The 24,597-nt window shown below is 70.7% G+C and carries 28 protein-coding genes; 9 read left to right on the top strand and 19 right to left on the bottom strand.

Annotation, left to right across the window (positions count from 1 at the left end; all coding sequences use genetic code 11):
* Positions 1–6: 6 nt before the first annotated feature.
* Complete coding sequence (locus QM772_RS15225) at positions 7–768, top strand: HesA/MoeB/ThiF family protein (RefSeq protein ID WP_415137913.1); 762 nt, start codon at positions 7–9, stop codon at positions 766–768.
* A gap of 132 nt (positions 769–900) precedes the next feature.
* On the top strand, positions 901–1,296 hold the full coding sequence (locus QM772_RS15220) for a response regulator (protein ID WP_415137911.1): 396 nt from the start codon (positions 901–903) through the stop codon (positions 1,294–1,296).
* Positions 1,297–1,325: 29 nt separating this feature from the next.
* Here the strand turns inward: QM772_RS15220 and QM772_RS15215 are convergent, their stop codons facing one another.
* Positions 1,326–1,958: a response regulator gene (locus QM772_RS15215; RefSeq protein ID WP_415137909.1), complete on the bottom strand. Its 633-nt coding sequence runs from the start codon at positions 1,956–1,958 to the stop codon at positions 1,326–1,328.
* Between the two features lie 59 nt (positions 1,959–2,017).
* On the opposite strand from QM772_RS15215, the gene QM772_RS15210 reads away from it, so the two are divergent.
* The 4 genes from QM772_RS15210 (at position 2,018) to QM772_RS15195 (ending at position 6,620) form a co-directional block, all read left to right on the top strand.
* Positions 2,018–3,499 carry a CHASE3 domain-containing protein gene (locus QM772_RS15210; protein ID WP_415137907.1) on the top strand — a complete coding sequence of 494 codons (1,482 nt, stop codon included), beginning with the start codon at positions 2,018–2,020 and terminating at the stop codon, positions 3,497–3,499.
* Positions 3,500–3,595: 96 nt separating this feature from the next.
* On the top strand, positions 3,596–3,970 hold the full coding sequence (locus tag QM772_RS15205; protein WP_415137905.1) for a glycine zipper domain-containing protein: 375 nt from the start codon (positions 3,596–3,598) through the stop codon (positions 3,968–3,970).
* A 211-nt stretch (positions 3,971–4,181) separates the two neighbouring features.
* On the top strand, positions 4,182–5,144 hold the full coding sequence (locus tag QM772_RS15200) for a Bug family tripartite tricarboxylate transporter substrate binding protein (RefSeq protein WP_415137903.1): 963 nt from the start codon (positions 4,182–4,184) through the stop codon (positions 5,142–5,144).
* A 150-nt stretch (positions 5,145–5,294) separates the two neighbouring features.
* A complete protein-coding gene (locus QM772_RS15195) occupies positions 5,295–6,620 on the top strand; it encodes a sulfatase (RefSeq protein WP_415137901.1) in 1,326 nt (441 codons plus the stop codon).
* A gap of 174 nt (positions 6,621–6,794) precedes the next feature.
* On the opposite strand, the gene QM772_RS15190 is transcribed toward QM772_RS15195, so the two are convergent.
* Complete coding sequence (locus QM772_RS15190; RefSeq protein ID WP_415137899.1) at positions 6,795–7,418, bottom strand: hypothetical protein; 624 nt, start codon at positions 7,416–7,418, stop codon at positions 6,795–6,797.
* A gap of 59 nt (positions 7,419–7,477) precedes the next feature.
* On the opposite strand from QM772_RS15190, the gene QM772_RS15185 reads away from it, so the two are divergent.
* Positions 7,478–9,172 carry a SulP family inorganic anion transporter gene (locus QM772_RS15185; RefSeq protein ID WP_415137897.1) on the top strand — a complete coding sequence of 565 codons (1,695 nt, stop codon included), beginning with the start codon at positions 7,478–7,480 and terminating at the stop codon, positions 9,170–9,172.
* A 69-nt stretch (positions 9,173–9,241) separates the two neighbouring features.
* On the opposite strand, the gene QM772_RS15180 is transcribed toward QM772_RS15185, so the two are convergent.
* From QM772_RS15180 to QM772_RS15105, 16 genes are all read right to left on the bottom strand, one after another.
* Positions 9,242–9,664 carry a BLUF domain-containing protein gene (locus QM772_RS15180; RefSeq protein WP_415137895.1) on the bottom strand — a complete coding sequence of 141 codons (423 nt, stop codon included), beginning with the start codon at positions 9,662–9,664 and terminating at the stop codon, positions 9,242–9,244.
* 4 nt (positions 9,665–9,668) lie between these two features.
* Positions 9,669–10,394: a GTP cyclohydrolase I gene (gene folE, locus QM772_RS15175; protein WP_415137893.1), complete on the bottom strand. Its 726-nt coding sequence runs from the start codon at positions 10,392–10,394 to the stop codon at positions 9,669–9,671.
* 172 nt (positions 10,395–10,566) lie between these two features.
* Positions 10,567–11,328, bottom strand: coding sequence for an endonuclease/exonuclease/phosphatase family protein (locus QM772_RS15170; RefSeq protein ID WP_415137891.1), 762 nt, complete (start codon positions 11,326–11,328; stop codon positions 10,567–10,569).
* Complete coding sequence (nudB, locus tag QM772_RS15165; RefSeq protein WP_415137889.1) at positions 11,325–11,801, bottom strand: dihydroneopterin triphosphate diphosphatase; 477 nt, start codon at positions 11,799–11,801, stop codon at positions 11,325–11,327. Before nudB ends, QM772_RS15170 begins: the two co-directional genes overlap by 4 nt.
* 29 nt (positions 11,802–11,830) lie before the next feature.
* Positions 11,831–12,145: a YqjK family protein gene (locus tag QM772_RS15160; protein ID WP_415137887.1), complete on the bottom strand. Its 315-nt coding sequence runs from the start codon at positions 12,143–12,145 to the stop codon at positions 11,831–11,833.
* Positions 12,146–12,206: 61 nt separating this feature from the next.
* Positions 12,207–12,587, bottom strand: a complete 381-nt coding sequence (locus QM772_RS15155; RefSeq protein WP_415137885.1) for a phage holin family protein — start codon at positions 12,585–12,587, stop codon at positions 12,207–12,209.
* Positions 12,588–12,621: 34 nt separating this feature from the next.
* Positions 12,622–12,948, bottom strand: a complete 327-nt coding sequence (locus QM772_RS15150; RefSeq protein ID WP_415137883.1) for a DUF883 family protein — start codon at positions 12,946–12,948, stop codon at positions 12,622–12,624.
* An 86-nt stretch (positions 12,949–13,034) separates the two neighbouring features.
* Positions 13,035–14,828 (bottom strand): aspartate--tRNA ligase, encoded by a 1,794-nt coding sequence (aspS, locus tag QM772_RS15145; protein WP_415137881.1) that lies wholly within the window; start codon positions 14,826–14,828, stop codon positions 13,035–13,037.
* Positions 14,829–14,857: 29 nt separating this feature from the next.
* Positions 14,858–15,559 carry a DUF502 domain-containing protein gene (locus QM772_RS15140; RefSeq protein WP_415139614.1) on the bottom strand — a complete coding sequence of 234 codons (702 nt, stop codon included), beginning with the start codon at positions 15,557–15,559 and terminating at the stop codon, positions 14,858–14,860.
* A gap of 20 nt (positions 15,560–15,579) precedes the next feature.
* Entirely contained in the window at positions 15,580–15,912 is a 333-nt protein-coding gene (locus tag QM772_RS15135) for an FmdB family zinc ribbon protein (RefSeq protein ID WP_415137879.1), read from the bottom strand.
* A 148-nt stretch (positions 15,913–16,060) separates the two neighbouring features.
* On the bottom strand, positions 16,061–17,527 hold the full coding sequence (locus tag QM772_RS15130) for a sodium:solute symporter family protein (protein WP_415137877.1): 1,467 nt from the start codon (positions 17,525–17,527) through the stop codon (positions 16,061–16,063).
* Positions 17,528–17,536: 9 nt separating this feature from the next.
* Positions 17,537–19,117, bottom strand: coding sequence for a ubiquinone biosynthesis regulatory protein kinase UbiB (gene ubiB, locus QM772_RS15125; protein WP_415137875.1), 1,581 nt, complete (start codon positions 19,115–19,117; stop codon positions 17,537–17,539).
* Positions 19,114–19,644, bottom strand: a complete 531-nt coding sequence (locus tag QM772_RS15120) for a hypothetical protein (protein WP_415137873.1) — start codon at positions 19,642–19,644, stop codon at positions 19,114–19,116. The genes ubiB and QM772_RS15120 overlap by 4 nt, the downstream gene beginning before the upstream one ends.
* 31 nt (positions 19,645–19,675) lie before the next feature.
* Complete coding sequence (locus tag QM772_RS15115; protein WP_415137871.1) at positions 19,676–20,668, bottom strand: Tim44 domain-containing protein; 993 nt, start codon at positions 20,666–20,668, stop codon at positions 19,676–19,678.
* Between the two features lie 46 nt (positions 20,669–20,714).
* Positions 20,715–21,449 carry a bifunctional demethylmenaquinone methyltransferase/2-methoxy-6-polyprenyl-1,4-benzoquinol methylase UbiE gene (ubiE, locus tag QM772_RS15110; RefSeq protein ID WP_415137869.1) on the bottom strand — a complete coding sequence of 245 codons (735 nt, stop codon included), beginning with the start codon at positions 21,447–21,449 and terminating at the stop codon, positions 20,715–20,717.
* A 79-nt stretch (positions 21,450–21,528) separates the two neighbouring features.
* The gene (locus tag QM772_RS15105) at positions 21,529–21,951 is read right to left on the bottom strand and encodes a gamma-butyrobetaine hydroxylase-like domain-containing protein (RefSeq protein WP_415137867.1); all 423 of its coding nucleotides are present in this window, start codon (positions 21,949–21,951) and stop codon (positions 21,529–21,531) included.
* 94 nt (positions 21,952–22,045) lie between these two features.
* On the opposite strand from QM772_RS15105, the gene QM772_RS15100 reads away from it, so the two are divergent.
* Complete coding sequence (locus tag QM772_RS15100; protein ID WP_415137865.1) at positions 22,046–23,119, top strand: AI-2E family transporter; 1,074 nt, start codon at positions 22,046–22,048, stop codon at positions 23,117–23,119.
* On the opposite strand, the gene QM772_RS15095 is transcribed toward QM772_RS15100, so the two are convergent.
* Complete coding sequence (locus QM772_RS15095; protein ID WP_415137863.1) at positions 23,116–24,099, bottom strand: LysR family transcriptional regulator; 984 nt, start codon at positions 24,097–24,099, stop codon at positions 23,116–23,118. The two genes, QM772_RS15100 and QM772_RS15095, sit on opposite strands and share 4 nt — an antisense overlap.
* Before the next feature lie 104 nt (positions 24,100–24,203).
* Between QM772_RS15095 and QM772_RS15090 the strand changes: the two genes are divergently transcribed.
* Positions 24,204–24,533: a hypothetical protein gene (locus QM772_RS15090; RefSeq protein WP_415137861.1), complete on the top strand. Its 330-nt coding sequence runs from the start codon at positions 24,204–24,206 to the stop codon at positions 24,531–24,533.
* Positions 24,534–24,597 lie beyond the last annotated feature (64 nt).

Raw genomic sequence — 24,597 nt, 5'->3', positions numbered from 1 at the left:
GAATCCGTGGACGACCGGCAACTGCTGCGCTATTCGCGCCACGTGCTGCTCGAAGAGCTGGGCGTCGAAGGGCAGCAGAGACTGTTGGACGCCCATGCGCTGATCGTCGGCGCCGGAGGGCTGGGCTCGCCGGCCGCGCTGTACCTGGCCAGCGCGGGCGTGGGCCGCATCACGCTGGTGGACGACGACACGGTTGACCTGACCAACCTGCAGCGCCAGATCATGCACACCGAGGCGCGCATCGGCCAGCCCAAGGTCGAGTCGGCGCGCCAGGCCATCGCCGCCCTCAACCCCGACGTGCAGGTGCGCGCCGTGGCCCGCCGCGCCGACGCGGCGCTGCTGGATGAACTGGTGGCCGAGGCCGACGTCGCGCTCGACTGCAGCGACAACTTCGCCACCCGCCAGGCCCTGAACCTGGCTTGCGTGCGGCGCCGCAGGCCACTGGTGTCGGGCGCGGCCATCGGCTTCGACGGCCAGGTGGCGCTTTACGACCCGCGCCGGGACGACTCGCCCTGCTACGCCTGCGTGTTCCCGCCGTCCACCGAGGTGGAGGAAGTGCGCTGCGCCACCATGGGCGTGTTCGCGCCGCTGGTGGGTGTGGTCGGCACGCTGCAGGCGGCCGAGGCGCTGAAGCTGCTGGCCGGCGCCGGCGCCGGGCTGACCGGCCGTCTGCTGATGGTGGACCTGCGCCGCACCGGGTTCACCGAGGTGCGGCTGCGGCGCCAGGCCGACTGCCCGGTCTGCGGCACGGGGGCCGGCCGCATGTAAGCGCAGTCCTACACGCAAGTGGAGCCGTCACTGGCAATCTACCGTACCCACCTTGCCTAAACTGGCAATACATCGGTTGAGCGGCCCCTGGATGCCGCGATCCGCGCAACCCACCGATCCTCCTTGCTTCCAATGCCCGGCTCCAGTCCCTTGCGAACCTACCTCGTGGAAGACAACCCGACCATCCGGGAGAACCTCGTGGCTACGCTGGAGGAACTGGGCGGGGTCGCCTCCATCGGCTTCGCCGACACCGAGCAGCAGGGCAGCCGGTGGCTGGCCGACCACGGCGGCCACTGGGATCTGGTGATCGTCGATCTGTTCCTGAAGCAAGGCAGCGGCCTGGGCGTGCTGCAAGCCTGCCAGGGTCGCCAGCCGGGGCAGAAGGTGGTGGTGCTGACCAACTACGCCACGCCCGACATCCGCGTGCGCTGCCAGCAGCTGGGCGTGGATGCCGTGTTCGACAAGTCGAACGAGATCGACGCCCTGATCGACTACTGCCTGGCGCTGAGCGAAGGCGGCTCCGCTTGAACGCGCCGACGCTGCGGCGGCGGCGCCGGTCAATCGATCAGCTTGTTCTTCAGCGCGTAGTAGGTCAGGTCGCTGTTGGAGTTGAGGGCCATCTTCTCCATCAGCCGCGTGCGGTAGGTGCTGACGGTCTTGACCGAGAGCGACAGCGCCTCGGCGATGTCGCCCGCCGTCTGCCCCCGGGCCAGCTTGAGGAACACCTGGAACTCGCGCTCCGACAGCTGCTCGTGCGGCAGCGCGTCGCCCTTGCGCCCGAGCTGCTGGGCCAGCAGCTCGGCCACGCTGGGCGTGATGTAGCGCTTGCCCAGCGCGATGGTGCGGATCGCCTCCACGATCTCGCTGGGCTCGCACTCCTTGTTGAGGTAGCCGCTGGCGCCCTGGCGGATCAGGTTCATCGCGTAGTGCTCCTCGGGGTAGCCCGAGAGGATCAGGATGCCCACGTCGGGCGCCTTGGCGCGGATCATGGCCAGCGCGTCGATGCCGCTCTGGCCGGGCATCGACAGGTCCATCACCAGCACGTCCATCTCTGTGGTGCGCACCAGGTCGATCGCCTCGCGGCCGCTGGCGGCCTCGCCCACCACGCGCAGGTCCACGTGCTCGCCGAAGAACTGCCTGAGCCCGGACCGCACGATGGCATGGTCATCCACAATACCGATTCTGATCACGACGCACCTTTCATAGCCGGGCCGAAACCCGGCCACGCGAAAACCATTCTAGAGCCCGCATGGCCGACGTGACGCCGCCGCCCGCCCCCCGCCCGCCGCGCCGCCTGCGCCCGCCCTCGCCGCGCGCGACGCTGATCGTCGCCGCGCTGTGCGCGCTGGCGCTGATCTGGATCAGCGAAGGCACGTACCAGCGCATCACGCAGGCGATGCGCGACATCCAGACCACGCAAACGGTCCGCCTGACGGTGTACGCGCTGGAAAGCGAATTGGCGGCAGCCGACTCGGCCCAGCGCGGCTTTGCGCTCACCGGCGACCGCAAGTACCTGGAGCCGTACAGCACCGCGGTGGCCGAGCTCGAAGCCCACCTCCGGACGCTGGAGTCGGCCGCACCGCGCGAGATGAGCGAATCGGAGCCGATGCGGGCATTCCGCAGCCTGCTGGCGCAGAAGCTCGGCGAGATGACGCTGGCGGTGCGCATGCGCGAGGAAGACCGCCCCGAAGTGGCGCAGTTCGTGGCGTCTTCCGCCCTCGGGATGGAGCGCATGCGCGTGCTGCGGCTGCAGAGCGTGGCGCTGGCCGCCGAGGCCGAAGCCCAGGTGGCGACGCAGCGCGCCGAGGTGTACCGGCTGCTGACCATCTCGCGCCTGGGGCTGGCGGCCGGCATCCTGGCCGCCTTCGTGGCCTTCTTCCTGTACGTCAACCAGGCACGCGCGCTGCGCAAGGCCGACGTGCGCCAGCAGCAGGCGCTGGAGGCCGAGCGCGACATGCTGGAGTCGCAGGTGCGCGAGCGCACGGCGCGCCTGACCGAGCTGGCCACCTACCTCCAGCAGGCGGTGGAGGACGAGCGCGCCCACCTGGCGCGCGAGCTGCACGACGAACTGGGCGCGCTGCTGACGGCCGCCAAGCTCGACGTGGCGCGCCTGAAGTCCCGGCTGCCCGCCGACGCCGGCGACCTGGCCGACCGCCTCCGGCACCTGACCGAGACGCTCAACCAGGGCATCGCGCTCAAGCGCCGCATCATCGAGGACCTGCGGCCCTCGGCGCTGTCCAACCTGGGGCTGGTGGCCTCGCTCGACATCCTGGCGCGCGAGTTCGCCGAGCGCTCGGGCCTGCGCATCCACACCGCGCTGGAGCCGGTCGACCTGGACGCCAACAGCGAGCTGACGATCTACCGCGTGGTGCAGGAGACGCTGACCAACATCGGCAAGCACGCGAAGGCGCACGAGGTGTCCATCACGCTCAAGAACTACGTCAACCACGCGGAGGTCGCGGTGGTGGACGACGGCACCGGCTTCGACCCGGCCCGGCCGCGGCAGGGCTCGCACGGCCTGGCGGGCATGCGTCACCGCGTGGAAGCCACCGGCGGGCGCCTCGACCTGCGCTCCACGCCGGGCCGCGGCACCCGCATCACCGGCACCGTGCCCCGGCGCGCCGCCATGCCGCAGGCGCAACTGGCGCAATCGATGGAAGCCATGTCGCTGTCAGCCGATTCCCACCCCGGCGGACAGGCGTCGCCCACATCGGACCCGGCGCCCGGCTGACGGCGCTCGCCCCTGGCATGCGCCATGCTTTCGTTGAAAGACCGCTCCCCACCCCCAACTCCCCCGTTCCCCTCCCGCCGCACTGAAAGGAAATCCATGAGCACCAAGTCCACCGTCGAGAAAATCGCCGACACCGCGCAAGCCGCCACCGACGTGGCCGCCAACACGGCCGAGCGCACCGTCGATACCGCCCGCGCCTACGCCAACGACGCGCTGAACAAGGCCGACGCCCAGGTGCGTTCGCTGCGCGAGGACATCAAGCCCGCCATCGACGCCGTCAGCGCCCGCGTGCAGGACATCGCCGCGCGCGGCAAGGCCGCCGCCGCCGAGACCTCGGCCCAGGCGCGCGAGAAGCTGAACGAGTACAGCGAGCGCACCAGCTCCTACGTGGCCGAGCAGCCGCTGAAGTCCATGGCCATCGCCGCCGCCGCCGGCGCCGTGGTGGCGATGCTGCTGGGCCGCCGGCGCTGAGCACGCCCCGGCGAAAGCTCTCTTTTCAATAGCTGACAGCGCTTGCCCGATGGGCGCTGGAGGCCGAAAACACCTCTGACATCCGGGAGCCGCCCGCCCTCGGCAGGCGGGCCTCCGGTGCGTTGGCCCGCGCGTGCGGGCGCATCGGCAGGCGGTCCGGCGCCGGCGCCGCGCTACAGTGCTCCATTTTCATCCCACGGAGACTTAGCCGATGCAGCGCCGCGCCCTGATCCTTTCCGCCGCCCTGGCGCCGCTGGCCGCCGGCCCGGCCCGCGCCCAGGCCGACGGCACCCTGCGCATCGTCGTGCCCTACGCGGCCGGCGGGTCCAGCGACCGGGCCGCGCGCCTCGTGGCCGACAAGCTCGGCCCCAGGCTGGGCCAGACGGTGATCGTCGAGAACAAGACCGGCGCCGGCGGCCGGCTGGCGGCGCAGCAGCTCAAGGGCCTCGGCGCCAGCGCCAGCCAGAACGTGCTGCTGCTGGGCAACCCGGCCGTGATGGTGGTGGCGCCGCTGGTGTTCAAGGACAACGGCTACGACCCCGATGCCGACTTCCAGCCGGTGTCGCAGGTCACCGACTACGAGTTCGCCCTGGCCGTGTCCAGCGCGGTGCCGGTCAAGCAGCTGTCGCACCTGCTGGCCTGGCTGCGCGCCAACCCGGCGCAGGCCAACTTCGGCGTGCCGGCCACCGGCAGCCTGCCGCACTTCTTCGCCCTGATGACCAGCGAGAAGGCCCAGGTGCGGGGCCAGGTGGTGGGCTACCGCGGTTCGGCGCCGCTGATCTCCGACCTGATCGGCGGCCAGGTGCCGGCCGCCTTCGACACGCTGGACACCCTGCTGCCGCAGCACGAAGGCGGCAAGCTGCGCATCCTGGCCACCTCGGGCGCCCAGCGCTCGCCGCTGGCGCCGGACGTGCCGACCTACAAGGAGTCGGGCCTCGACCTGGTGGCCACCGGCTGGAACGCCCTGTTCGCCCCCGCCGCCATGCCCGCCGACCGCGTGGCGCGCCTGGGCGCCGCCATCCGCGAGGTGATGAGCGACCCGGACACCCGCCGCAAGTTCGTCGACGCCAAGATGACCCCCGTGGCCACCACGCCCGCCCAGACCGCCGCCATGCTGAAGGCCTACCGCGCGCAGTGGGCGCCGGTGGTGCGCAAGTCCGGCTATCAACCTTGAAACACCCCCTGAGTCGCCTTCGGCGCCTTTCCCCTCTCTCTTCGGGAGGGGGACAACGCCAATGCCCGGCACAGGTCCAACCATGAAAAAACCGATTCGCTATCGATTGAATAGCTGCTGGCGCTTGCTGGACGGGCGCTGGAGGCCAAAATGACTCATAAGACTCGACCCAACCTCCTCTTCATCGTCGCCGACGACCTGGGCTTCGCCGACCTGGGCTGCTACGGCGGGCGCGAGGCCGCCTTCGGCCCCGTCTCGCCCGTGCTCGACCGGCTGGCGCGGGACGGCATCAAGTTCACCCAGGGCTACAGCAACTCGCCCGTGTGCTCGCCCACGCGCTTCGGGCTGATGACGGCGCGCTACCAGTACCGCCTGCGCGGCGCCGCCGAGGAGCCCATCAACAGCCGCAGCCGCGGCAGCACCACGCTGGGCCTGCCGCCCGAGCACCCCACCCTGCCCTCGCTGCTGAAGGGCGCCGGCTACCGCACCGCGCTGATCGGCAAGTGGCACCTGGGCTACCCGCCCGCCTTCGGGCCGCTGCGCTCGGGCTACGAGGAGTTCTTCGGCCCGCTGTCCGGCGGCGTGGACTACTGGACGCACTGCGACTCCGCCGGCCGGCACGACCTGTGGTTCGGCGAGGAGGAGCAGACCCACGAGGGCTACCTGACCGACCTGCTCTCGCGCCGCGCGGTCGATTACGTGGACCGCATGGCCGCGCAGGACGCGCCCTTCCTGCTCAGCCTGCACTACACCGCGCCGCACTGGCCCTGGGAGACGCGCGAGGACGCCGGCCGCGCCCCCGCCATCAAGGACCACCTGTTCGACCTGGCGGGCGGCAACATCCACGTCTACCGCCGCATGATCCACCACATGGACGAAGGCATCGGCTGGATCGTGGAGGCGCTGCGCCGCAACGGCCAGCTGGACGACACGCTGATCGTCTTCACCAGCGACAACGGCGGCGAGCGCTTCTCCGACAACTGGCCGCTGGTCGGCGGCAAGATGGATCTGACCGAGGGCGGCATCCGCGTGCCCTGGATCGCGCACTGGCCCGCCGCCATCCGCCCCGGCGGCGAGAGCGCGCAGCTGTGCATGAGCATGGACTGGTCCGCCACCCTGCTCGACGCCGCCGGCGTGGCCGCGCACCCCGGCTACCCGCTGGACGGCGTCTCGCTGCTGCCGGTGCTGCGCGATGCGCGCCACCGCTTCGCGCGCCCGCTGCATTGGCGCATGAACCACCGCGGCCAGCGCGCCCTGCGCGAGGGCGACTGGAAATACCTGCGCGTGGACGGCAACGACTACCTGTTCAACATCCCGCAGGACGAGCGCGAGCGCGCCAACCAGGGCAAGAAGGAGCCGGAGCGCCTCGCCGCCATGCGCCAGGCGTGGGAGGCCTGGAACGCGACCATGCCGCCGATTCCCGAAGACGCCACCATCAGCCTGGGCTACTCGTACAAGGACATGCCGCAGCGCTGACATGGGCCCACCCCCGTTGCTCCACTCGCTGCGCGATGTTGCGGCATCCCCCCTCCAGGGGGCGCGCCCACTGGCCGGGGGAACCCCGGCCACGGGTGCACTGGCAGGGCAGGCGAAGCGGCCCTCGGGCTCTTTGGGTTCCCGCGCTGCGGGTAGGAGTGACGGGGAAGGTCTTCAGCGCGAGGCGCCGGACGGCAGCACGCGCACCGGGACCGGCTCGTCCCGCCGCGGGTCCGGCCGGCTGGGCCGGGGGCGCTGCACCGGCACGCCGAAACCGCCGCCGCGCGGCTCGTCGTAGCCTCGCGGCGGGCGCGACCGCAGCCCCTGCAGCGGGTAGGGCTGCACCACCACCACGTCGGCCGGCGGCGGCTGGCCGCAGGCCAGGGCGGCGTTGTAGCGCGCGGTGCGGATCTCCTCCGCGCTGGCGGCGAAGCTGGCGGCGCGGAAGCTCGCCTCGGCGCGCGCCGCGCGGCAGGCCTCGGACTCGGCCGGCGGCTGCGGCGCCCGCGCGCTGGCCTGGGCGGCCTGCGCCGCCTGCTGCGCCGCTTGCAGTTGCTGGCGCGCGCGTTCCAGCGCGGCCTGCTCGCGCCGCAGGGCGTCCTCGCGCGCCTGCATGGCGGCCTCGGCGTCGCGCCGCACGTCTTCCTCGGTGCGCGCGGGCACCACCAGCTCGCCGCCCTTGCAGGGCTGGTCGGTGTAGAGCGTGCGGCCGGTGGCCGGGTCGCGGCACTTGATGGCCTGGGCGCCGGCCAGCAGCGGCAGCATCAGGGCGGTGGCGAACAGCGTGGGGCGGATCATGGCGGGATTGTCTTGCCTTTTACGGACTTGCACGGCGCCGTGCCGTACCATCGGCGCCCATGCCGCCCCGCCTCGCGCGCCACTTGCCCTTCCTGCGCTGGCCGCGCCCCACGGCGGCGCTGCTGCGCGGCGAGGCGCTGGCGGGGCTGACGGTGGGGCTGATGGTCATCCCCCAGGGCGTGGCCTACGCCCAGCTCGCCGGCATGCCGCTGGTGACAGGCATCTACGCCGCCATGCTGCCGGCGCTGATCGCGGTGCTGTTCTCGGCCTCGGCGCGGCTGTCGGTGGGGCCGACGGCGCTCTCCTGCCTGCTGATCCACGCCTCGCTGGCGCCGCTGGCCGCGCCCGGCAGCCCCGAATGGGTGGCGCTGGCCGTGTGGCTGGCGCTGCTCTCGGGCGCGCTGCAGGTGGTGCTGGGCGCGGCGCGCTTCGGCTGGCTGCTGAACATCGTCAACGCGCCGGTGCTGATGGCCTTCACCCAGGCGGCGGCGGTGCTGATCATCGTCTCGCAGCTGCCGGCGCTGCTGGGCTTCAACGGCGACTGGGCGCGCATGCTGGCCGCGCCGTCCATCCATCCCGTGGCCGCCGCCTTCGGCCTGGCGGCGCTGGCGCTGCTGATGGGCGCGCGGCGCTGGAAGCCCACCTTCCCCACCGTGCTGGTGGTGGTGCTGGCGGCGGCCGGCATCAGCTGGGCGATGGGCTTCGAGGCCAACAGCGGCCGCGTGGTCGGCCCGCTGCCGCAGGGGCTGCCGGCGCCCTACCTGCCGGGCTGGCCCGGCTGGCAGGTGCTGGGGCAGCTGGTGATGCCGACGCTGGTGATCACGCTGGTGAGCTTCCTGGAGACCGCCTCCAGCGCCAAGGTGGACAGCCAGCGCAAGGGCGAGCGCTGGAACCAGGACCAGGACCTGATCGGCCAGGGGCTGGCCAAGATCGCCTCGGGCCTGTCGGGCGCGTTCCCCACCAGTTCGTCGTTCTCGCGCTCGGCGCTGAACCTGTACGCCGGCGCGCAGACCGGCTGGGCCACCGTCTTCTCCGTCGCCGTGGTGCTGGCGGCGCTGCTGGTGTTCACGCCGGTGCTGCGCCACGTGCCGCAGGCGGTGCTGGCGGCCATCGTGCTGGCCGCCGTGGTGGGGCTGCTGAAGCCGCGCGAGTTCACACGGCTGTGGCGCATCTCGCGCGTGGAGGCGGCCATCGCCGGCGCCACCTTCGCCGTCACCCTCCTGGCGGCGCCGGCGCTGTACTGGGGCGTGCTGGCGGGGGTGCTGGGGTCGCTGTCGTACTTCCTGTACCAGCGGCTGCACCCGCGCATCATCGAGGTCGGCCTGCACGCCGACGGCAGCCTGCGCGACCGCCACCTGTGGAAACTGCCGCCGCTGGCGCCGCAGACCTACGCGCTGCGCATGGACGCGGCGCTGGACTTCGCCACCGCCGCGCAGTTCGAGCGCAACGTGGCCGAATTCCTGGCCGTCCGCCCCGGCACGCGGCACGTGTGCCTGTTCGCCCAGCCCATCAACCGCATGGACGCCACCGGCGCCGAAGCCTTCGCGCGCCTGACGGCCCAACTGGCGCAGCAGGGCGTGACGCTGCACGTGGCCGGCATGAAGCTGCCGGTGGAACTGGTGCTGCGCGCCGCCGGCGCGCTGGGGCCGCAGGCGGCGCCGAGGCTGTACCGCACGGATGCGGAGGCGGTGCAGGCGCTGCGCGACCTCGCCCTGCCGCCCGATCCGCACGACCTGCCGGCGGCGGCGATCTGAAGCATTTCCAAGCCAAAACAGGCTCCAGCGCGCGCCCAGAAAGCGCTGGCAGCTATCTTTTTAGGATCATCAGGTGTGCCCGACGATGCTCGCCGTGGCCATCAGCTCCTCCAGCAGCGCCATCGACACCTTGCCGGAGACGCTGTAGGGGTCCAGTTCGGCGCGCTCGGAGTACTTCAGCACCACGCTGGCGTTGACGCGGGCCAGGTCCACCAGGCCCATGGTCCAGCCGCCGAAGCGGCGCTCCAGGATTTCCTCGTAGTGCAGCAGCACCACGTCCTGGTGGCGCGCATCGCGCTGGATGGCGCCGTACAGGTCGCTGACGGCCTGGCGGCCGCCCTCGATGGCCTGCATGAAGATGCCGCCGCCGTAGACCAGGATGCCGGTCACGCCGAGCTGGTGGTTGTGCGGGCGCGCGGCCGCGAGGATGCGGTCGATCACCGGCTGCGAGGCGTCGGTGGCGCGGCTGGCGTAGAGCAGGCGGACGAGCATGGCGTCAGCTCCGTTGGGGGATGAGGGACAGGAATTCGCGCCGCAGGTTGGCGTCTTTCAGGAACACGCCGCGCATGACGGAGTTGATCATCTTGCTGTCCATGTCCTTCACGCCGCGCCAGGCCACGCAGAAGTGCGTGGCCTCCATGACCAGGGCCAGGCCGTCGGGCTTGGTCTTGTGCTGGATCAGGTCGGCCAGCTGCACCACGGCCTCTTCCTGGATCTGCGGGCGGTTCATGATCCACTCGGCCACGCGCGCGTACTTGGACAGGCCGATGACGTTGGTGTGCTCGTTGGGCATGACGCCGATCCACAGCTTGCCGATGACGGGGCAGAAGTGGTGGCTGCACGCCGAGCGCACGGTGATGGGGCCGACGATCATCAGCTCGTTCAGCCGCTCGACGTTGGGGAACTCGGTGATCGAGGGCATGGGCGCGTAGCGGCCCTTGAACACCTCGCTGACGTACATCTTGGCGACGCGGCGCGCGGTGTCGCCGGTGTTGTGGTCGCGCCCGGTGTCGATCACCAGGCTGTCGAGCACGCCCTGCATCTTGCCGGTGACCTCGTCCAGCAGGCGCGCCAGCTCGCCGGGCTGGATGAAGTCGGCGATGTTGTCGTTGGCGTTGAAGCGGCGGCCGGCGGCGCGGATGCGCTCGCGGATCTTGACGGAGACGGGCGTGCCTTCGTCCTCGGGCGCGTCGGGCGTGGGAAGGTCGGGTTGGGGCTTCATGGTCTGCCGTCGATGGTAGCAGCAAAAGATTCTGGGTGTTTTTGGCCTCCAGCGCCCATACAGCAAGCGTCAGCAGCTATTTTATTAATAGCGAACGCCGCCAGCGACGGCATCCGTATCTCGTCATCCCCGCCTGCGCGGGGATGACGATGATGAAGCGCCGGGCGTGGTGTCATCCCAGGCGAAACTCGGCGATCAGCGGCAGGTGGTCGGACATGCGGCTCCACACGCGCCCGCGCGGCGCCGCCAGGCTGAGCGGCGCCAGGCCCCGGGCGTAGATGTGGTCGAGCTGCACCACGGGCAGGCGCGAGGGGTAGGTCAGCGTGCGCGGGCCTTCGAAGGCGTGCAGCGCATCGACGTGCAGCAGGCGGCGCACGCGCGTGCCCCAGTCGTTGAAGTCGCCGGCCACGACCACGGGGACATGGAGCGGGATCTCGCGCGCGATGTAGCGGCGCAGCTGCTCGGTCTGGCGCTGGCGGCTGGCCGGAATCAGGCCGAAGTGCACCACGATCACGTGCAGCGGGCGGCCGGCCACCAGCACCTCGGCGTGCAGCAGGCCGCGCTGCTCGAAGCGGTGGTCGGACATGTCCTCGTGCCGGTGGGCGACGATGGGCCAGCGCGACAGCAGCGCGTTGCCATGCTCGCCGTGCCTGGTCACCGCATTGGTGCGGTACACCGCCTCGTAGCCCTCGGGCGCCAGGAACTCGGCCTGCGACAGCTCGGGCCACTGGGTGAAGTATTCGGCCTCGCGCCGGTTCGTGGCGCGCACTTCCTGCAGGCAGACGATGTCGGCGTCCAGCGTCTCGACGGCCAGCGCCAGGTTGTGGATCTCCAGCCGCCGCGCCGGGCCGATGCCCTGCACCCCCTTGTGGATGTTGTAGGTGGCCACGCGCAGCACCTGGGGAATGTCACCGAACGTGCTGTCGATGGTCATACAGGCATCCCCGTGGCAAAGCGCGGCAGCAGCAGGCAGGCCTCGGCGTTGGAGGGCGAGAAGCAGCGGTCGGCGGCGGCGCGCCAGGGCAGCCAGGCGAAGTGCGTGTGCTCGCGCGGGTTCAGCCGCACCGCCACCCCGGCGGGCACGCGCAGGCCGAACACGTGCTCGGTGTTGCGCGTGACGCCGGGGGCGTAGCGGCTGCGCCAGCGCGGATAGATGTCGTAGTGGTTCTGGAGGTGCCAGTCGGCCAGCAGGCAGCCGGGGGCGTGAGCGTCGATGCCGGTTTCCTCGCGCACCTCGCGCGCGGCGGTGACGTGCAGCGGCTCGTCGGGCGTGTCCTTGCTGCCGGTGACCGATTGCCAGAATTCCGCCTCGGTGTCGGCGCGGCGGATCAGCAGCACGTCGAGCGCGTCGGTGTGGATCACCACCAGCACCGACTCCGGCACCTTGCAGCGGGCGGGTGGGCTCATGGCGGCTGGCGCGCGGCGCCCCTGGAAACTCAGAGTTGGCGCAGGAGGCCGCCAACCAGCGGCCGCACGCGCCGGAACACCTGCCAGCCGGACCACGCGCGCAGGCCCAGGTTGACCATGGCGCGCGGCCGCGCCAGCGTGGCACCGGCCAGCGCGGCGCCCGCCAGCAGCACCAGGGCCCGGTTGTCGCGCACCGAGCGCACGCCGCCGCGCACGCGGTCTACGGCGCGAAAGCCGGGCCGCAGCACCCGCGTATCGACGGCGATCTGCTCGCGCAGCTGCGCCGAGCGCAGGCGCAGCTGCTCGCGGCGCGCGGCCAGGTCGGTGCCGTGGTCGGCGTTCATCGGAACACCTCCGTGCTTCGCACTGCGGTGCGAGCGTCCTTCGGAGCGGCCGGGCGGACGCTCATGGGCGCAGCCTTTCCTGGTCGCGGCGGAGCTCGTCGCGGGTGGCGGCGAACATGCGGGCGCCCTGGCGCGCGCGCTGCCAGGCCAGCCCGGCCAGCACCAGCCCGCCGCCGAGGAAGAGGGTGGTGAACACGCCCAGCGCCAGCAGGCGCTGCGTGTCCCACAGCAGCACGGTGAGGAAGATCGCCAGGAAGATCAGGCCGAAGCTGACGAACACCACCGCCAGCGCGGCCATCACGGCCATCCAGGTCAGGCGCGAAAGCTCTTGCCGCGCCTCGACGGTGAACAGCTCCAGCCGAACCTGCGCCAGCTCGAACACGTCGGCCAGCAGGCCGCGCACGCGCGCGGCGGTACCGGGGTCGGCGGAGGGTCGGGTCATGGCGAGGTGCGCGGCCTGGAAGGCGCTGCGGCGCTCAGCGGCGGCCCAGCAGCACGCCGATCAGCAGGCCCACGGCGGCGGCGGCGCCGATCGAAGACCAGGGGTTGTCGTGCACGTACTCGTCGGTGACGGCGGCGGCCTGGCGCGCGCGCGCGCGGCCGGCGGCGCTGACGTCGGCCAGCTTCTCGCGCGCCACGGCGAGGTTCTCCTTGGCGCGGGCACGCAGCTCGGCCACTTTGCTGTCGGTCTGGCCGGCGGTGGCGGCCAGCAGGTCCTCGGCGTCGGAGATCACGCGGCGCAGGTTGGCGACCAGCTGATCCTTGGTTTCGGCGGCGGAATCGGCGAGTTCGGAATAGTTCATGGCGGCACTCCTTATGGGGAAATCGATCGTAACAGAGCCCCCGCCCGCGCCGCGTAGGACGCTGCCCTCAGAACGTGTTCACGCTCCTAGGCCGGCTGCGGGTTGCGCAGGCGGATGTGCAGCTCGCGCAGCTGCTTCTCGTCCACCGCGCTGGGCGCCTGGGTCAGCAGGCACTGGGCGCGCTGCGTCTTGGGGAAGGCGATCACGTCGCGGATGGACTCGGCGCCGGTCATCAGCGTGACCAGCCGGTCCAGCCCGAAGGCCAGGCCGCCGTGCGGCGGCGCGCCGTATTGCAGCGCGTCCAGCAGGAAGCCGAACTTGGCCTGCGCCTCCTCCGGCCCGATGCGCAGCGCGGCGAACACCTTGCTCTGCACCTCGGCGCGGTGGATGCGCACCGAGCCGCCGCCCAGCTCCCAGCCGTTGAGCACCATGTCGTAGGCCTTGGCGACGCATTTGCCGGGGTCGGAGTCCATGTAGTCCTCGTGGCCGTCCTTGGGCGCGGTGAAAGGGTGGTGCACGGCGTTCCAGCGCTGGTCGTCCTCGTCGAACTCGAACATCGGGAAGTCCACCACCCACAGCGGCGCCCAGCGGTTCTCGAACAGGCCGCTCTTCTTGGCGAATTCGGAGTGGCCGATCTTCAGGCGCAACGCGCCGATGGCGTCGTTGACCACCTTGGCCTTGTCGGCGCCGAAGAACAGGATGTCGCCGCTCTGCGCGCCGGTGCGCTCCAGGATGGCGGCTATCGCCGCGTCGTGCAGGTTCTTGACGACGGGGCTCTGCAGGCCATCGCGGCCCTTGGCCACCTCATTGACCTTGATCCACGCCAGGCCCTTGGCGCCGTAGATCTTGACGAAGTCGGTGTAGCCGTCGATCTCGCCGCGGCTGATCTCGCCGCCGCCGGGCACGCGCAGCGCCACCACGCGGCCGCCCGGGGTGGTGGCCGGGCCACTGAAGACCTTGAAGTCCACGTCCCGCATCACGTCGGTCAGCTCGGTGAATTCGAGCTGGACGCGCAGGTCGGGCTTGTCGGAGCCGTAGCGGTGCATGGCCTCGGCGTAGGGCATGACGGGGAAGGCGCCCAGGTCCACGCCCAGGGCCTTCTGGAACACGTGGGCGATCATGCCCTGGAACAGGTCGCGGATCTCCTGCTCGCCCAGGAACGAGGTCTCGATGTCGATCTGCGTGAACTCGGGCTGGCGGTCGGCGCGCAGGTCTTCGTCGCGGAAGCACTTGGTGATCTGGTAATAGCGGTCGTAGCCGGCCACCATCAGCAGCTGCTTGAAGAGTTGGGGCGACTGCGGCAGCGCGAAGAAGTGGCCGTCGTGCACGCGGCTGGGCACCAGGTAGTCGCGCGCGCCCTCGGGTGTGCTCTTGGTGAGCATGGGCGTCTCGATGTCGACGAAGCCGTGCTCGTCGAGGAACTTGCGCACCTCCATCGCCACGCGGTAGCGCAGCATCAGGTTGTGCTGCATGGTGGGGCGGCGCAAATCGAGCACGCGATGGGTGAGGCGCGTGGTCTCCGACAGGTTCTCGTCGTCCAGCTGGAACGGCGGCGTGACGGAGGGGTTGAGCACCTTCAGCTCATGGCACAGCACCTCGATCTTGCCGCTCTTGAGGCCGTCGTTGGTGGTGCCTTCGGGACGCGCGCGCACCAGGCCCTGCACCTGCACGCAGAACTCGTTGCGCAGGTCCTCGGCCACCGCGAACATCGCCGGGCGGTCGGGGTCGCACACCACCTGCACGTAGCCCTCGCGGTCGCGCAGGTCGACGAAGATCACGCCGCCGTGGTCGCGCCGGCGGTTGACCCAGCCGCACAGGGAGACGGTCTGGCCGATCAGGGCCTCGGTGACGAGGCCGCAGTAGTGGGAACGCATGGACATGAGGAGGGACTCTCGGGAAAGGGCGGTGTTCAGGAATCGGCGGGCGGATTGAGCGGCCCGGTGACGCCCGGCACCTGCGGCGCGGGCAGCGGCTGGCCGGGGCGCGGCTCGCGCATCGGCGGTACCACGACGCCCATGGAAATGACGTACTTCAGCGCCTCGTCCACGGTCATCTTCAGCTCGACCACGTCGGCGCGCGGCACCATCAGGAAGAAGCCCGAGGTGGGGTTGGGCGTGGTGGGCACGTAGACGCTGACGAACTCGCCCTCCAGGTGGCGCGCCACCTCGCCGCCGGGCTTGCCGGTGAGGAAGGCGATGGTCCAGGCGCCCTGGCGCGGGTACTGCACGAGCAACGCCTTGGAGAAGGCCTGGCCGGAGCCGGAGAACAGCGTGTCCGACACCTGCTTGACGCTGGAATAGATGCTGCGCACCACCGGGATGCGCGTCATCAGCCGGTCCCACTGGCGCAGCCACCACTGGCCGAACATGTTGGCCACGAAGAGGCCGGTGCCGAAGATGACGATGGCCACCAGGATCACGCCCAGGCCCGGAATGTGGCGCAGCCGCTCGGCCAGCGGCCCCAGGCCGGGCAGCAGGGCCTCGGCCGCCGCCAGCACGCCCAGGAAGATGCTGTCCAGGATGCCGACCAGCCACAGCAGCACCCACACGGTGACGCCCATGGGCAGCCACACCAGCAGGCCGGTGGCGAAGTATTGGCGAATGCGGGACATCATGGCCGGGCGGCAGCGGATCAGTCGGTCGATTTGCCGCCGCTGGCGGGCGCGGGCGCGGGTGCCGGCGATGCGGCGGGTGCCGGCGCTGGGCTGGGCGCGGGTGCGGCATCGCCCTTGGCGGCACCGTCGGCGGCGGGCTTGTCCTTGGCGGCGGAGGCGCCCTGGCCGCCGTCGCGGAAGTCGGTCACGTACCAGCCGGAGCCCTTGAGCTGGAAGCCGGCCGCGGTGAGCTGCTTGGCGAAAGCCGGCGCGCCGCAGCTCGGACACACCGTGAGCGGCGCGTCCGACATTTTCTGCAGCACGTCCTTGGCGAAGCCGCAGGCACCGCATTTGTAGGCGTAGATAGGCATGGTGGGAGGGACTGGAGTTCGCGCGCAGCGCGCAAAACCCGTCATTATAAAAGCCGGCCCCTGCCCGCGCGGCCGCTCAGGATTCAGAGCCTTTTTGGCCTCCAGCGCCCGTCAGGCAATCGCCAGCAGCTACTAATACAGGAGCAAATCAGTGCCCTGACTTCGGCGCCAGGTGGTGCGTGTGGGCGTGCTGGTTGGGCAGCCACTGCGGCAGCAGCGAGCCGGCCAGCATGCCAACGAAGGCCATCAGCAGCCCGGCCAGTTGACCCGGGAACGCCTCGCCCAGCCCGGTGACTTCGGGGAAGAACAGGATCCAGGTGCCCAGGCCCAGCAGGATCGACAGCACCGCGCCCTGCGTGGTGGCGCGCTTCCAGTACAGACCCATCACCAGCGGCACGAAAGCCCCCACCAGCGGCACCTGGTAGGCCCCGGCCACCAGCTCGTAGATCGAGGTGCCCTCCATCGCGATGGCGTAGGCCAGCACGCCGAAGGAGAAGACGAGGATGGTCACGCGCATGGCCACCAGCAGCTGCCGGTCGCTCATGCCGGGGTAGAGGTTCTTCAGGATGTTCTCGACGAAGCTGGTGGACGGCGCCAGCAGCGTGGCCGACGACGTGCTCTTGATGGCCGACAGCAGCGCGCCGAAGAACAGGATCTGCAGGAACAGGTTCATGTGCCCCATGATGAAGGTGGGCAGCACCCGCTGGTAGTCGTTGGCCGCCAGCTCCAGCGCGCTGTTGCCCATGACGGCCACCGCGGCGGTGACGATGAACATCGGCACGAAGGCGAACAGGATGTAGGCCGCGCCGCCGATCATGGCGCCCTTCTGCGCCGTGCCCGCGTCCCGGGCCGACATCACGCGCTGGAACACGTCCTGCTGCGGGATGCTGCCCAGCATCATGGTGATGCCGGCGCCGATGAAGAAGGCGATCTCCTTGAAGCTCGGCTCGGGCCAGAAGCGGAACATGTCCTGGCTGCTGGCCAGCGCGACGACCTTGCCGGCGCCGCCGGCCAGGTCGGCCGCGAAGAAGGCGATCACCGACATGCCGATCACCAGCACGATCATCTGGATGAAGTCGGTCCAGGCCACGGCCAGGAAGCCGCCGACCACCACGTACACCAGCACGGCGACGGTGCCGATGACCATGCCCGTGGTGGTGGAGATCTCGCCGCCCGAGAGCACGTTGAACACCAGCCCCAGCGCCGTGATCTGCGCCCCCACCCAGCCCAGGTAGCTGAGGATGATGGCGACCGAGCAGAACACCTCCACGCCCTTGCCGAAGCGCTGGCGGTAGAAGTCGCCGATGGTCAGCAGGTTCATGCGGTACAGGCGCGCGGCGAAGAAGGCGCCCACCAGGATCAGGCACATGCCGGCGCCGAACGGGTCCTCGACGATGGAATGCAGCCCGCCCTGCACGAACTTGGCCGGGATGCCCATCACCGTCTCGGCGCCGAACCAGGTGGCGAAGGTGGTGGTGACGATCATGATCAGCGGCAGGTTGCGCCCGGCCAGGGCGAAGTCCGACGTGGTCTTGATGCGCCGCCCGGCCCACACGCCGATCATCAGCGTGCCGACGAGGTAGGCGATGACGAAGATGAAGAGCGTCCAGTTCATGCGCGAAACCTACCCCCAGTTGAAGTTGATCCTGACCCAGATGTAGAGCTGCATCGCCACCAGCCCCAGCAGAAAGCCCGCGCCCGCGTACAGGATGGCGGCCAGCAGGCGGTTGGTGCGGCGCTGCTCGCGGATGACCTCCAGCAGCTGGGCGTTCAGGCCCTCGTCCGGCCGCTGTTGCAGGTAGCCGTGCAGCAGGCGCGGCAGGTCGGGCAGCATTTTGGCGTAGTACGGCGCCTGCTCCTTCAGCTCGCGCCAGAAGCGCTTGGGGCCCACCTGCTCCAGCATCCATTTCTCCAGGAACGGCTTGGCGGTGGCCCACAGATCCAGTTCCGGGTCGAGCTGGCGGCCCAGGCCCTCGACGTTGAGCAGCGTCTTCTGCAGCAGCACCAGCTGCGGCTGGATCTCGACGTGGAAGCGCCGCGAGGTCTGGAACAGGCGCATCAGCACCATGCCGAGCGAGATCTGGCTCAAGGGGCGGTCGAAGTACGGCTCGCACACGCTGCGGATGGCCGACTCCAGCTCGTCCACCCGCGTGTCCGCCGGCACCCAGCCGCTTTCCACATGCAGCTCGGCCACGCGCTTGTAGTCGCGCCGGAAGAAGGCGGTGAAGTTCTGCGCCAGGTATTCCTTGTCGGTCTGCGTCAGCGTGCCGACGATGCCGAAGTCCAGCGACACGTAGCGCCCGAAGGTGCCCGGCGCCACGCTGACCATGATGTTGCCGGGGTGCATGTCGGCGTGGAAGAAGCCGTCGCGGAACACCTGGGTGAAGAAGATGGTGACGCCGTCGCGCGCCAGCTGCTTCAGGTCCACGCCGGCCTCGCGCAGGCGATCCACCTGGCCGATGGGGATGCCCGTCATGCGTTCCATCACCAGCACGTCGGGGCGGATCCAGTCCCAGAACATCTCGGGGATCAGCACCAGGTCCAGCCCGGCCATGTTGCGCCGCAATTGGGCAGCGCTGGCGGCCTCGCGCACCAGGTCCAGCTCGTCGTGCAGGTACTTGTCGAACTCGGCCACCACCTCGCGCGGCTTCAGGCGCTTGCCGTCGGCCGACAGGCGCTCGACCCAGCCGGCCATGGTGCGGATCAGGTCCAGATCCTGCTCGATCACCTTCTGCATGCCCGGGCGCAGCACCTTGACGGCGACCTCACGCTCACGCCCGTGCTCGTCCCGCAGCGTGGCGAAGTGCACCTGGGCGATGGAGGCGCTGGCCACCGGCTCGCGCTCGAAGCTGCTGAAGATGTCGCCCAGCGGCTTGCGGAACGCCCGCTCGATGGTGGCGATGGCCACCTCGGCCGGGAACGGCGGCACGCGGTCCTGTAGCCTGGCCAGTTCGTCGGCCACGTCGGGCGGCAGCAGGTCGCGCCGCGTGGAGAGCACCTGGCCGAACTTGACGAAGATGGGCCCCAGCCGCTGCAGCGCCTCGCGCAGGCGCTGCCCGCGCGGCGCCGACAGGTCGCGCCCGACGGACGCGATGCGTGCCGCCAGCCGCACGCCCGGGTGGCGAAAGCTGGTCAGCACCAGTTCGTCCAGCCCATAGCGCAAGGCCACCCACGCGATGTAGGTGGCGCGCAGCAGGCGCTTCATCTGCCCTGGCCCGGCAGCTTGCCGACGAAGGCGCGCAGCGCCTGCGCCGCGCCGCGCCCGAAGTTGGCGAGGGTGTGCGCCGGCGCGTCGCCGACCAGGCGCGAGAGGTCCTCCTCGGCGTCCCAGCGCACGTGGTCCACCAGCCAGTTGACCTCGGCGGCGAAGTCCACGTCGCCCTCGATGCGCACGCCCGGGCGGTCGCCGCGCAGCGCGTTGCGTGCCAGGTCGAGCGGCGAGGCGTCGGTCACCGTCAGCAGCAGGTCGGGCGTGGCGGCCGGCGCCAGCTCGCACAGGCCGGCCGGGGTGGCGGCCAGCTGCATGCTGAAGTCGCGCCATTGCAGGCGCACCACGCGGCCCTGCTGGCGCGCCAGCCGCGCCTGCGCCTCGGGCTCCTGCATCAGCACGTGGTTGAGGAACAGCACCAGCCGGTGCTGCACTTCATCCACCAGCCAGGCCGGCGCCTTCAGGTTCTCCGCCAGCTTGCCGAGCGTGTCGGCGAGCAAAGAAAAGGGGGACTGTGTTGCCATCGTCCCCCGATTATCACTGTGCGAAGTCGGCTTACTGAAGGGCTTGAACCCCCGCCACCAGCCAGCCGCCGCGGCCGCTGCGCGGCTTGGTCATGTTCCAGACCTCGCGGAACGGGCTGGGGCCGGCGGAGGCGTCCTCGCGGATCATGCCGCTGAACTCGACGCTGGCCATGTAGACGTCGTCCAGCTCCTCGATGCCCAGGAGCTGCGCCTCCAGCATGACCACCTCGGTGCGGTTGGCCGCGCCCGGCGCGGCGTGCTCGCGCTCGGCCAGCTGGGACTGGATCTCGGCCAGCATGCCGTCGGTCATCATGGCGCGCAGGGCGTTGGTGTCGGAGCGGTCCCAGGCGTCCTGCAGGGTGATGAAGTTGCGCTTGGCGGCCTCGATGAAGCCGTCGATGTCGAAATCGGCCGGCACGCCCCAGCTCTGCGAGCCGCGCAGGGCCGAGCCGATCATCGAGCCGCCGCCGGCGGCGCCGGCGTCGAACTGCGCGGCCGTGCCTTCCCACGGGCGGGCCGAGGCGTCGTTTCCGATGTTGGTGGGGTTGTACTGGCGCGGTGTGACCGGGCTGGGCGCGCCGGCGCCCTGGTAGGCCAGGCCGCCGGCCCGCGATGGCGCGCGCGAGCGGCGCACCATGCCGATGACGGCCATGACCACCACCGCCAGCAGCAGGATCAACAGGAAATTGGCGAACGCCGGGCCGAGGCCGAGCGAATGCGCCAGCCAGGCCAGGCCCAGGCCGGCCGCCAGGCCGCCCAGCATGCCGGCCCAGGGCTTGCGCGCGGCGGCGCCAGCCGCCGCCGCGGTGCCGGCACCGGCCGCGCCGGCATTGGTCGCCGATGGCGTGGTGTTGGCCGGCGCGGTGGGCGGCGCGGCCTCGCGCTGCGTGACGTTGCTGGACTGGCGGCCGATCGACTTGCCGCCGCCCAGGCGGCGCGCCTCGGCGTCGAAGACGAACAGCCCCGTCAGGGCCACGGCCAGCAGCAGGGTAAAAAGCCGGGAGGCAAGGTGGCGAAGGGTCATCGGGTGGGGTCTCCGGTCTGAGTCATGGAAATCGGCCTGCAAAAGCCTAGCCGCATTTGATACCGACGTGAAGGGCGACAACCCCACCCGTCATGTTGTGGAAATCGACGTGGCCAAACCCATTGACCTTCATCAGGGCCTTGAGTTCCGCCTGATTGGGGTGCATGCGGATCGATTCGGCCAGGTAGCGGTAGCTGTCGGCGTCGCCCGCCACCAGTTGGCCCAGGCGCGGCAGCACCTTGAAGGAATACAGGTCGTAGAGCCCGCGCAGCGGCTTGGCGGCCTGGGAGAACTCCAGCACCAGCAGCCGGCCGCCGGGCTTGAGCACACGCGCCATCTCGCGCAGGGCGGCGTCCTTGCGGGTCATGTTGCGCAGGCCGAAGGCGACGCTGATGAGGTCGAAGTGGCCGTCGGCGAAAGGCAGGCGCTCGGCGTCGCACACCACGGTGGGCAGGATCACGCCGGCGTCCAGCAGCCGGTCGCGGCCGGTGCGCAGCATGGCTTCGTTGATGTCGGTGTGCACCACCTGGCCGGCGGCCCCCGCGCGCCTGGCGAAGGCCAGCGCCAGGTCGCCCGTGCCGCCGGCGATGTCGAGCACGCGCTGGCCCGCCTGCACGTTGGCGACCATCACCGTGTACGCCTTCCAGGCCCGGTGCAGGCCGCCGGACATGAGGTCGTTCATCAGGTCGTACTTGCCGGCGACGGAGTCGAACACGCCGCGCACGCGGCGCGCCTTGTCCTGCTCGTCCACCGTTTCGTAGCCGAAGTGGGTCTTCGTCATGGGTTTCAAAATTATGAATGAAATAGGGCTCCAGCGCTTGTCTGGCAAGCGCTGGCAGCTACTTTAACAATAGCATCCATCAATGGCCACGCCCGCAGGCGCCGCCTGGCTTGGGCGGCATGGGTGCGTCGCGGTCCAGGCCGGCGGCGGCCAGGCGCTCGGCGTATTCACGCCACAGCGCGTCCTGCTCGGCGCCCAGGAAGTACAGGTATTCCCAGGTGAAGATGCCGCTGTCGTGCCCGTCGGAGAAGCGCGGCTGCACGGCGTAGTGGCCGACGGGGGCGAGGTCGGTGATCTCGACCTCGCGCTTGCCGGTCTGCGGCACCTCCTGGCCCGGCCCGTGGCCCTGCACCTCGGCCGAGGGCGAGCAGATGCGCATCAGCTCGAACGGGATGCGGAAGCGCGCGCCGTCGGGGAAGGCCAGTTCGAGCACGCGCGAGCGGGCGTGCACCACCAGCTCGGTCGGCGGGTGGCTGGGGTAGGCGGCGGAGGCGCGGGCCATGGCGGGAGGCGGGCCGCAAGCGGCGTGTAGGACGGACGCCCGATTGTGCCCGCACCCACCAGACGCGCGCCCCGATCCGGTATATTTCCCGCACATGAACTCGCCCGGCCTGCAACGCGCCGTCTTCCTGCTGCTGCTGGCCATCGTCACGGCGGCGTTCGTCTGGGTGCTGTCGCCCTTCTTCGGCGCCGTGTTCTGGGCGGTGATCATGGCGCTGCTGTTCAACTCCACCTTCCAGGCGCTGCTGCGGCGGCTGCGCGGGCGGCGCAATCTGGCGGCGCTGCTGACGCTGGTGTTCATCATGCTGATCGTGATCCTGCCGATGGTGCTGCTCAGCGCGGCGGCGGCCAACGAGATCTCGACCCTGGTGGCGCGCGTCGGCGCGGGCGACATCAACTTCCGCGCCTACGCGCAGCAGGTGCTGGCGGTGCTGCCCAGGTGGCTGACCGAGCTGATGGCGCGGTTCGATCTGATCGACATCCAGAGCGTGGCGGAGAAGTTCTCCGACGCGCTGCTCAAGAGCGGGCAGGCCATCACCTCGCAGGCGCTGTCGATCGGGCAGAACGCGCTGGTGTTCGTGGTCAACCTGACGGTGATGCTGTACCTGCTGTTCTTCTTCCTGCGCGACGGCGAGCAGCTGTCCAAGATGATCCGCCAGACGGTGCCGATGGAGCGCGCGCAGACCCACTACCTCGCCAACAAGTTCTCCACCGTGGTGCGCGCCACCGTCAAGGGCAACGTGGTGGTGGCGCTGGCGCAGGGCGCGCTGGGCGGGCTGGCGTTCTGGGTGCTGGGCATCCACGGCGCGGTGCTGTGGGGCGCGGTGATGGCGCTGCTGTCGCTGCTGCCGGCCGTGGGCGCGGCGCTGATCTGGGGCCCGGTGGCCATCTACCTGGCGGCCACCGGCTCCGTGTGGCAGGGCGTGGCGCTGGCGGCCTGGGGCGCGCTGGCGGTCGGCATGGTGGACAACGTGCTGCGCCCCATCCTGGTCGGCAAGGACACCAAGCTGCCCGACTACGTGGTGCTGCTGACCACGCTGGGCGGCATCTCGCTGTTCGGCATCTCGGGCTTCGTGATCGGCCCGACCATCGCGGCGCTGTTCATGGCCGCCTGGGCGCTGTTCTCGCGCGAGGAGGAAGACGACCCGGCGCCGGACGCGCAGGTTTAGGGCGCCACTTCGACGGCGGCTCCCGGCAGGCGCGCCAGCGCCTCCCCGGCCGACTGCGCCAGCGCCCGGCGCAGCCAGTCGTGGCCCGGCGCGCCATGCAGCCGGCGGTGCCACAGCATGTCGATGTGGATGGCCGGCAGCTCCAGCGGCATGTCGCGCACCACGAGGCCGTCGCCCAGGACCGCCATGTCCGCGAAATGCCGCGGCAGCACCGTCAGCAGGTCCGAGCCGGCCACCACCCGGCCGGCGGTGAAGAGCTGGTTGGCCGTCATCGCCACCCGGCGCTGGCGCCCGATGGCGGCCAGCGCCTCGTCCACGAAGCCCCACGGCCGGCCCGAGAAGCTCACCAGCAGGTGGCGCGCCGCGCAGTAGCCGTCCAGCGTCAGCCGCCCGCGCGCCAGCGGGTGGCCGCGCCGCATCAGGCAGCCGTAGCGGCCCACGTAGAGGCGGTGCGACTCGAAGGCCATCGCCTCGCCGGCCTGCACACGGGCGGTGAGGTCGGCCATCACGGCGGGGAAGTGGCCCACCGCCAGGTCCACCTCCTCGCCGGCCAGCAGGGGGCGCGGGTCGTAGGTGGTCAGCGGCACCACGTGCAGCGTCACGCCCGGCGCCTCGCTGGCCAGCCGCCGCGCCATGCCCGGCAGCAGCTCGGCCGCGGTGGCGTCGGCGGTGGCCAGGGTGAACACGTTGTCGGCCGTGGCCGGGTCGAAGCTGGCCGGCGCCAGCGAATGCTCCAGCTGGCGCAGCGTGTCGCGCACCACCGGCCAGAGCGCCAGCGCGCGCGGCGTGGGCTCCACGCCGGCGCCGGCGCGGCGCACCAGTTCGTCGCCCAGCGCCTCGCGCAGCCGCCGCAGGGCGTTGCTCGCGGCGGGCTGGGTGATCGACAGGTTTTGCGCCGCGCGGGTGATGCTGCGCTCGGCCATCACCTCGTCGAAGACGCGCAGCAGGTTCAGGTCCAGCGTGCGGAAGTTGATGCTCATAAATTCAATGAATGATCAGCATCATGAATATAAATTTGAAAATACACAGGGAAAACCCTAACCTACGGACATCGGCTTCGGCCATCGCCCCTCAGGAGGGTCACATGAGTACGCAATTCATTTCGATCGATAGTTCCTTCGATTCTTCTCTCAGGCACGCCGGCGTGGCGCGCGCCGAGCGGGGGATCGCCTATCTCCACGAGCTGGGCAGCAGCCTGGCGCAAGTGTTCTCGGCGGGCCTGGCACAAGGCTGGCAGGCCATGTGCCGCCGCGCCGCCGAGGCGCACGGCGCGAATCCCGTGCAAGGCTTTCAGGCCCTGTGCAGCCGCTCGGCCGAGGCGCGCGAGGACGCCCGCTTCTTCGCCACGGCCAAGCGCGACCCGCGCGTGATGCACGAACTGCAGGTCGCCATCTCCCGCCACGGCGGAGCCTGAGGCCGGGCCGCCGCCGGCAGGCGCCGCGCATCAAAGCAGGAGCCGCCTCGCAAGGGCGGCTCTT

The sequence above is a fragment of the Ottowia sp. genome (assembly GCF_047601385.1).
GTDB lineage: Bacteria > Pseudomonadota > Gammaproteobacteria > Burkholderiales > Burkholderiaceae_C > Ottowia.
This window is presented reverse-complemented; position numbering and strand designations above follow the sequence as displayed.

Excerpts from the sequence above, each read along its gene's own strand:
- QM772_RS15220 (WP_415137911.1), top strand. The coding sequence starts at position 901 with ATGCCCGGCTCCAGTCCCTTGCGAACCTACCTCGTGGAAGACAACCCG.
- QM772_RS15210 (WP_415137907.1), top strand. The coding sequence starts at position 2,018 with ATGGCCGACGTGACGCCGCCGCCCGCCCCCCGCCCGCCGCGCCGCCTG.
- QM772_RS15205 (WP_415137905.1), top strand. The coding sequence starts at position 3,596 with ATGAGCACCAAGTCCACCGTCGAGAAAATCGCCGACACCGCGCAAGCC.
- QM772_RS15200 (WP_415137903.1), top strand. The coding sequence starts at position 4,182 with ATGCAGCGCCGCGCCCTGATCCTTTCCGCCGCCCTGGCGCCGCTGGCC.
- QM772_RS15195 (WP_415137901.1), top strand. The coding sequence starts at position 5,295 with ATGACTCATAAGACTCGACCCAACCTCCTCTTCATCGTCGCCGACGAC.
- QM772_RS15190 (WP_415137899.1), bottom strand. The coding sequence starts at position 7,418 with ATGATCCGCCCCACGCTGTTCGCCACCGCCCTGATGCTGCCGCTGCTG.
- QM772_RS15185 (WP_415137897.1), top strand. The coding sequence starts at position 7,478 with ATGCCGCCCCGCCTCGCGCGCCACTTGCCCTTCCTGCGCTGGCCGCGC.
- QM772_RS15180 (WP_415137895.1), bottom strand. The coding sequence starts at position 9,664 with ATGCTCGTCCGCCTGCTCTACGCCAGCCGCGCCACCGACGCCTCGCAG.
- folE (WP_415137893.1), bottom strand. The coding sequence starts at position 10,394 with ATGAAGCCCCAACCCGACCTTCCCACGCCCGACGCGCCCGAGGACGAA.
- QM772_RS15170 (WP_415137891.1), bottom strand. The coding sequence starts at position 11,328 with ATGACCATCGACAGCACGTTCGGTGACATTCCCCAGGTGCTGCGCGTG.
- nudB (WP_415137889.1), bottom strand. The coding sequence starts at position 11,801 with ATGAGCCCACCCGCCCGCTGCAAGGTGCCGGAGTCGGTGCTGGTGGTG.
- QM772_RS15160 (WP_415137887.1), bottom strand. The coding sequence starts at position 12,145 with ATGAACGCCGACCACGGCACCGACCTGGCCGCGCGCCGCGAGCAGCTG.
- QM772_RS15155 (WP_415137885.1), bottom strand. The coding sequence starts at position 12,587 with ATGACCCGACCCTCCGCCGACCCCGGTACCGCCGCGCGCGTGCGCGGC.
- QM772_RS15150 (WP_415137883.1), bottom strand. The coding sequence starts at position 12,948 with ATGAACTATTCCGAACTCGCCGATTCCGCCGCCGAAACCAAGGATCAG.
- aspS (WP_415137881.1), bottom strand. The coding sequence starts at position 14,828 with ATGTCCATGCGTTCCCACTACTGCGGCCTCGTCACCGAGGCCCTGATC.
- QM772_RS15140 (WP_415139614.1), bottom strand. The coding sequence starts at position 15,559 with ATGTCCCGCATTCGCCAATACTTCGCCACCGGCCTGCTGGTGTGGCTG.
- QM772_RS15135 (WP_415137879.1), bottom strand. The coding sequence starts at position 15,912 with ATGCCTATCTACGCCTACAAATGCGGTGCCTGCGGCTTCGCCAAGGAC.
- QM772_RS15130 (WP_415137877.1), bottom strand. The coding sequence starts at position 17,527 with ATGAACTGGACGCTCTTCATCTTCGTCATCGCCTACCTCGTCGGCACG.
- ubiB (WP_415137875.1), bottom strand. The coding sequence starts at position 19,117 with ATGAAGCGCCTGCTGCGCGCCACCTACATCGCGTGGGTGGCCTTGCGC.
- QM772_RS15120 (WP_415137873.1), bottom strand. The coding sequence starts at position 19,644 with ATGGCAACACAGTCCCCCTTTTCTTTGCTCGCCGACACGCTCGGCAAG.
- QM772_RS15115 (WP_415137871.1), bottom strand. The coding sequence starts at position 20,668 with ATGACCCTTCGCCACCTTGCCTCCCGGCTTTTTACCCTGCTGCTGGCC.
- ubiE (WP_415137869.1), bottom strand. The coding sequence starts at position 21,449 with ATGACGAAGACCCACTTCGGCTACGAAACGGTGGACGAGCAGGACAAG.
- QM772_RS15105 (WP_415137867.1), bottom strand. The coding sequence starts at position 21,951 with ATGGCCCGCGCCTCCGCCGCCTACCCCAGCCACCCGCCGACCGAGCTG.
- QM772_RS15100 (WP_415137865.1), top strand. The coding sequence starts at position 22,046 with ATGAACTCGCCCGGCCTGCAACGCGCCGTCTTCCTGCTGCTGCTGGCC.
- QM772_RS15095 (WP_415137863.1), bottom strand. The coding sequence starts at position 24,099 with ATGAGCATCAACTTCCGCACGCTGGACCTGAACCTGCTGCGCGTCTTC.
- QM772_RS15090 (WP_415137861.1), top strand. The coding sequence starts at position 24,204 with ATGAGTACGCAATTCATTTCGATCGATAGTTCCTTCGATTCTTCTCTC.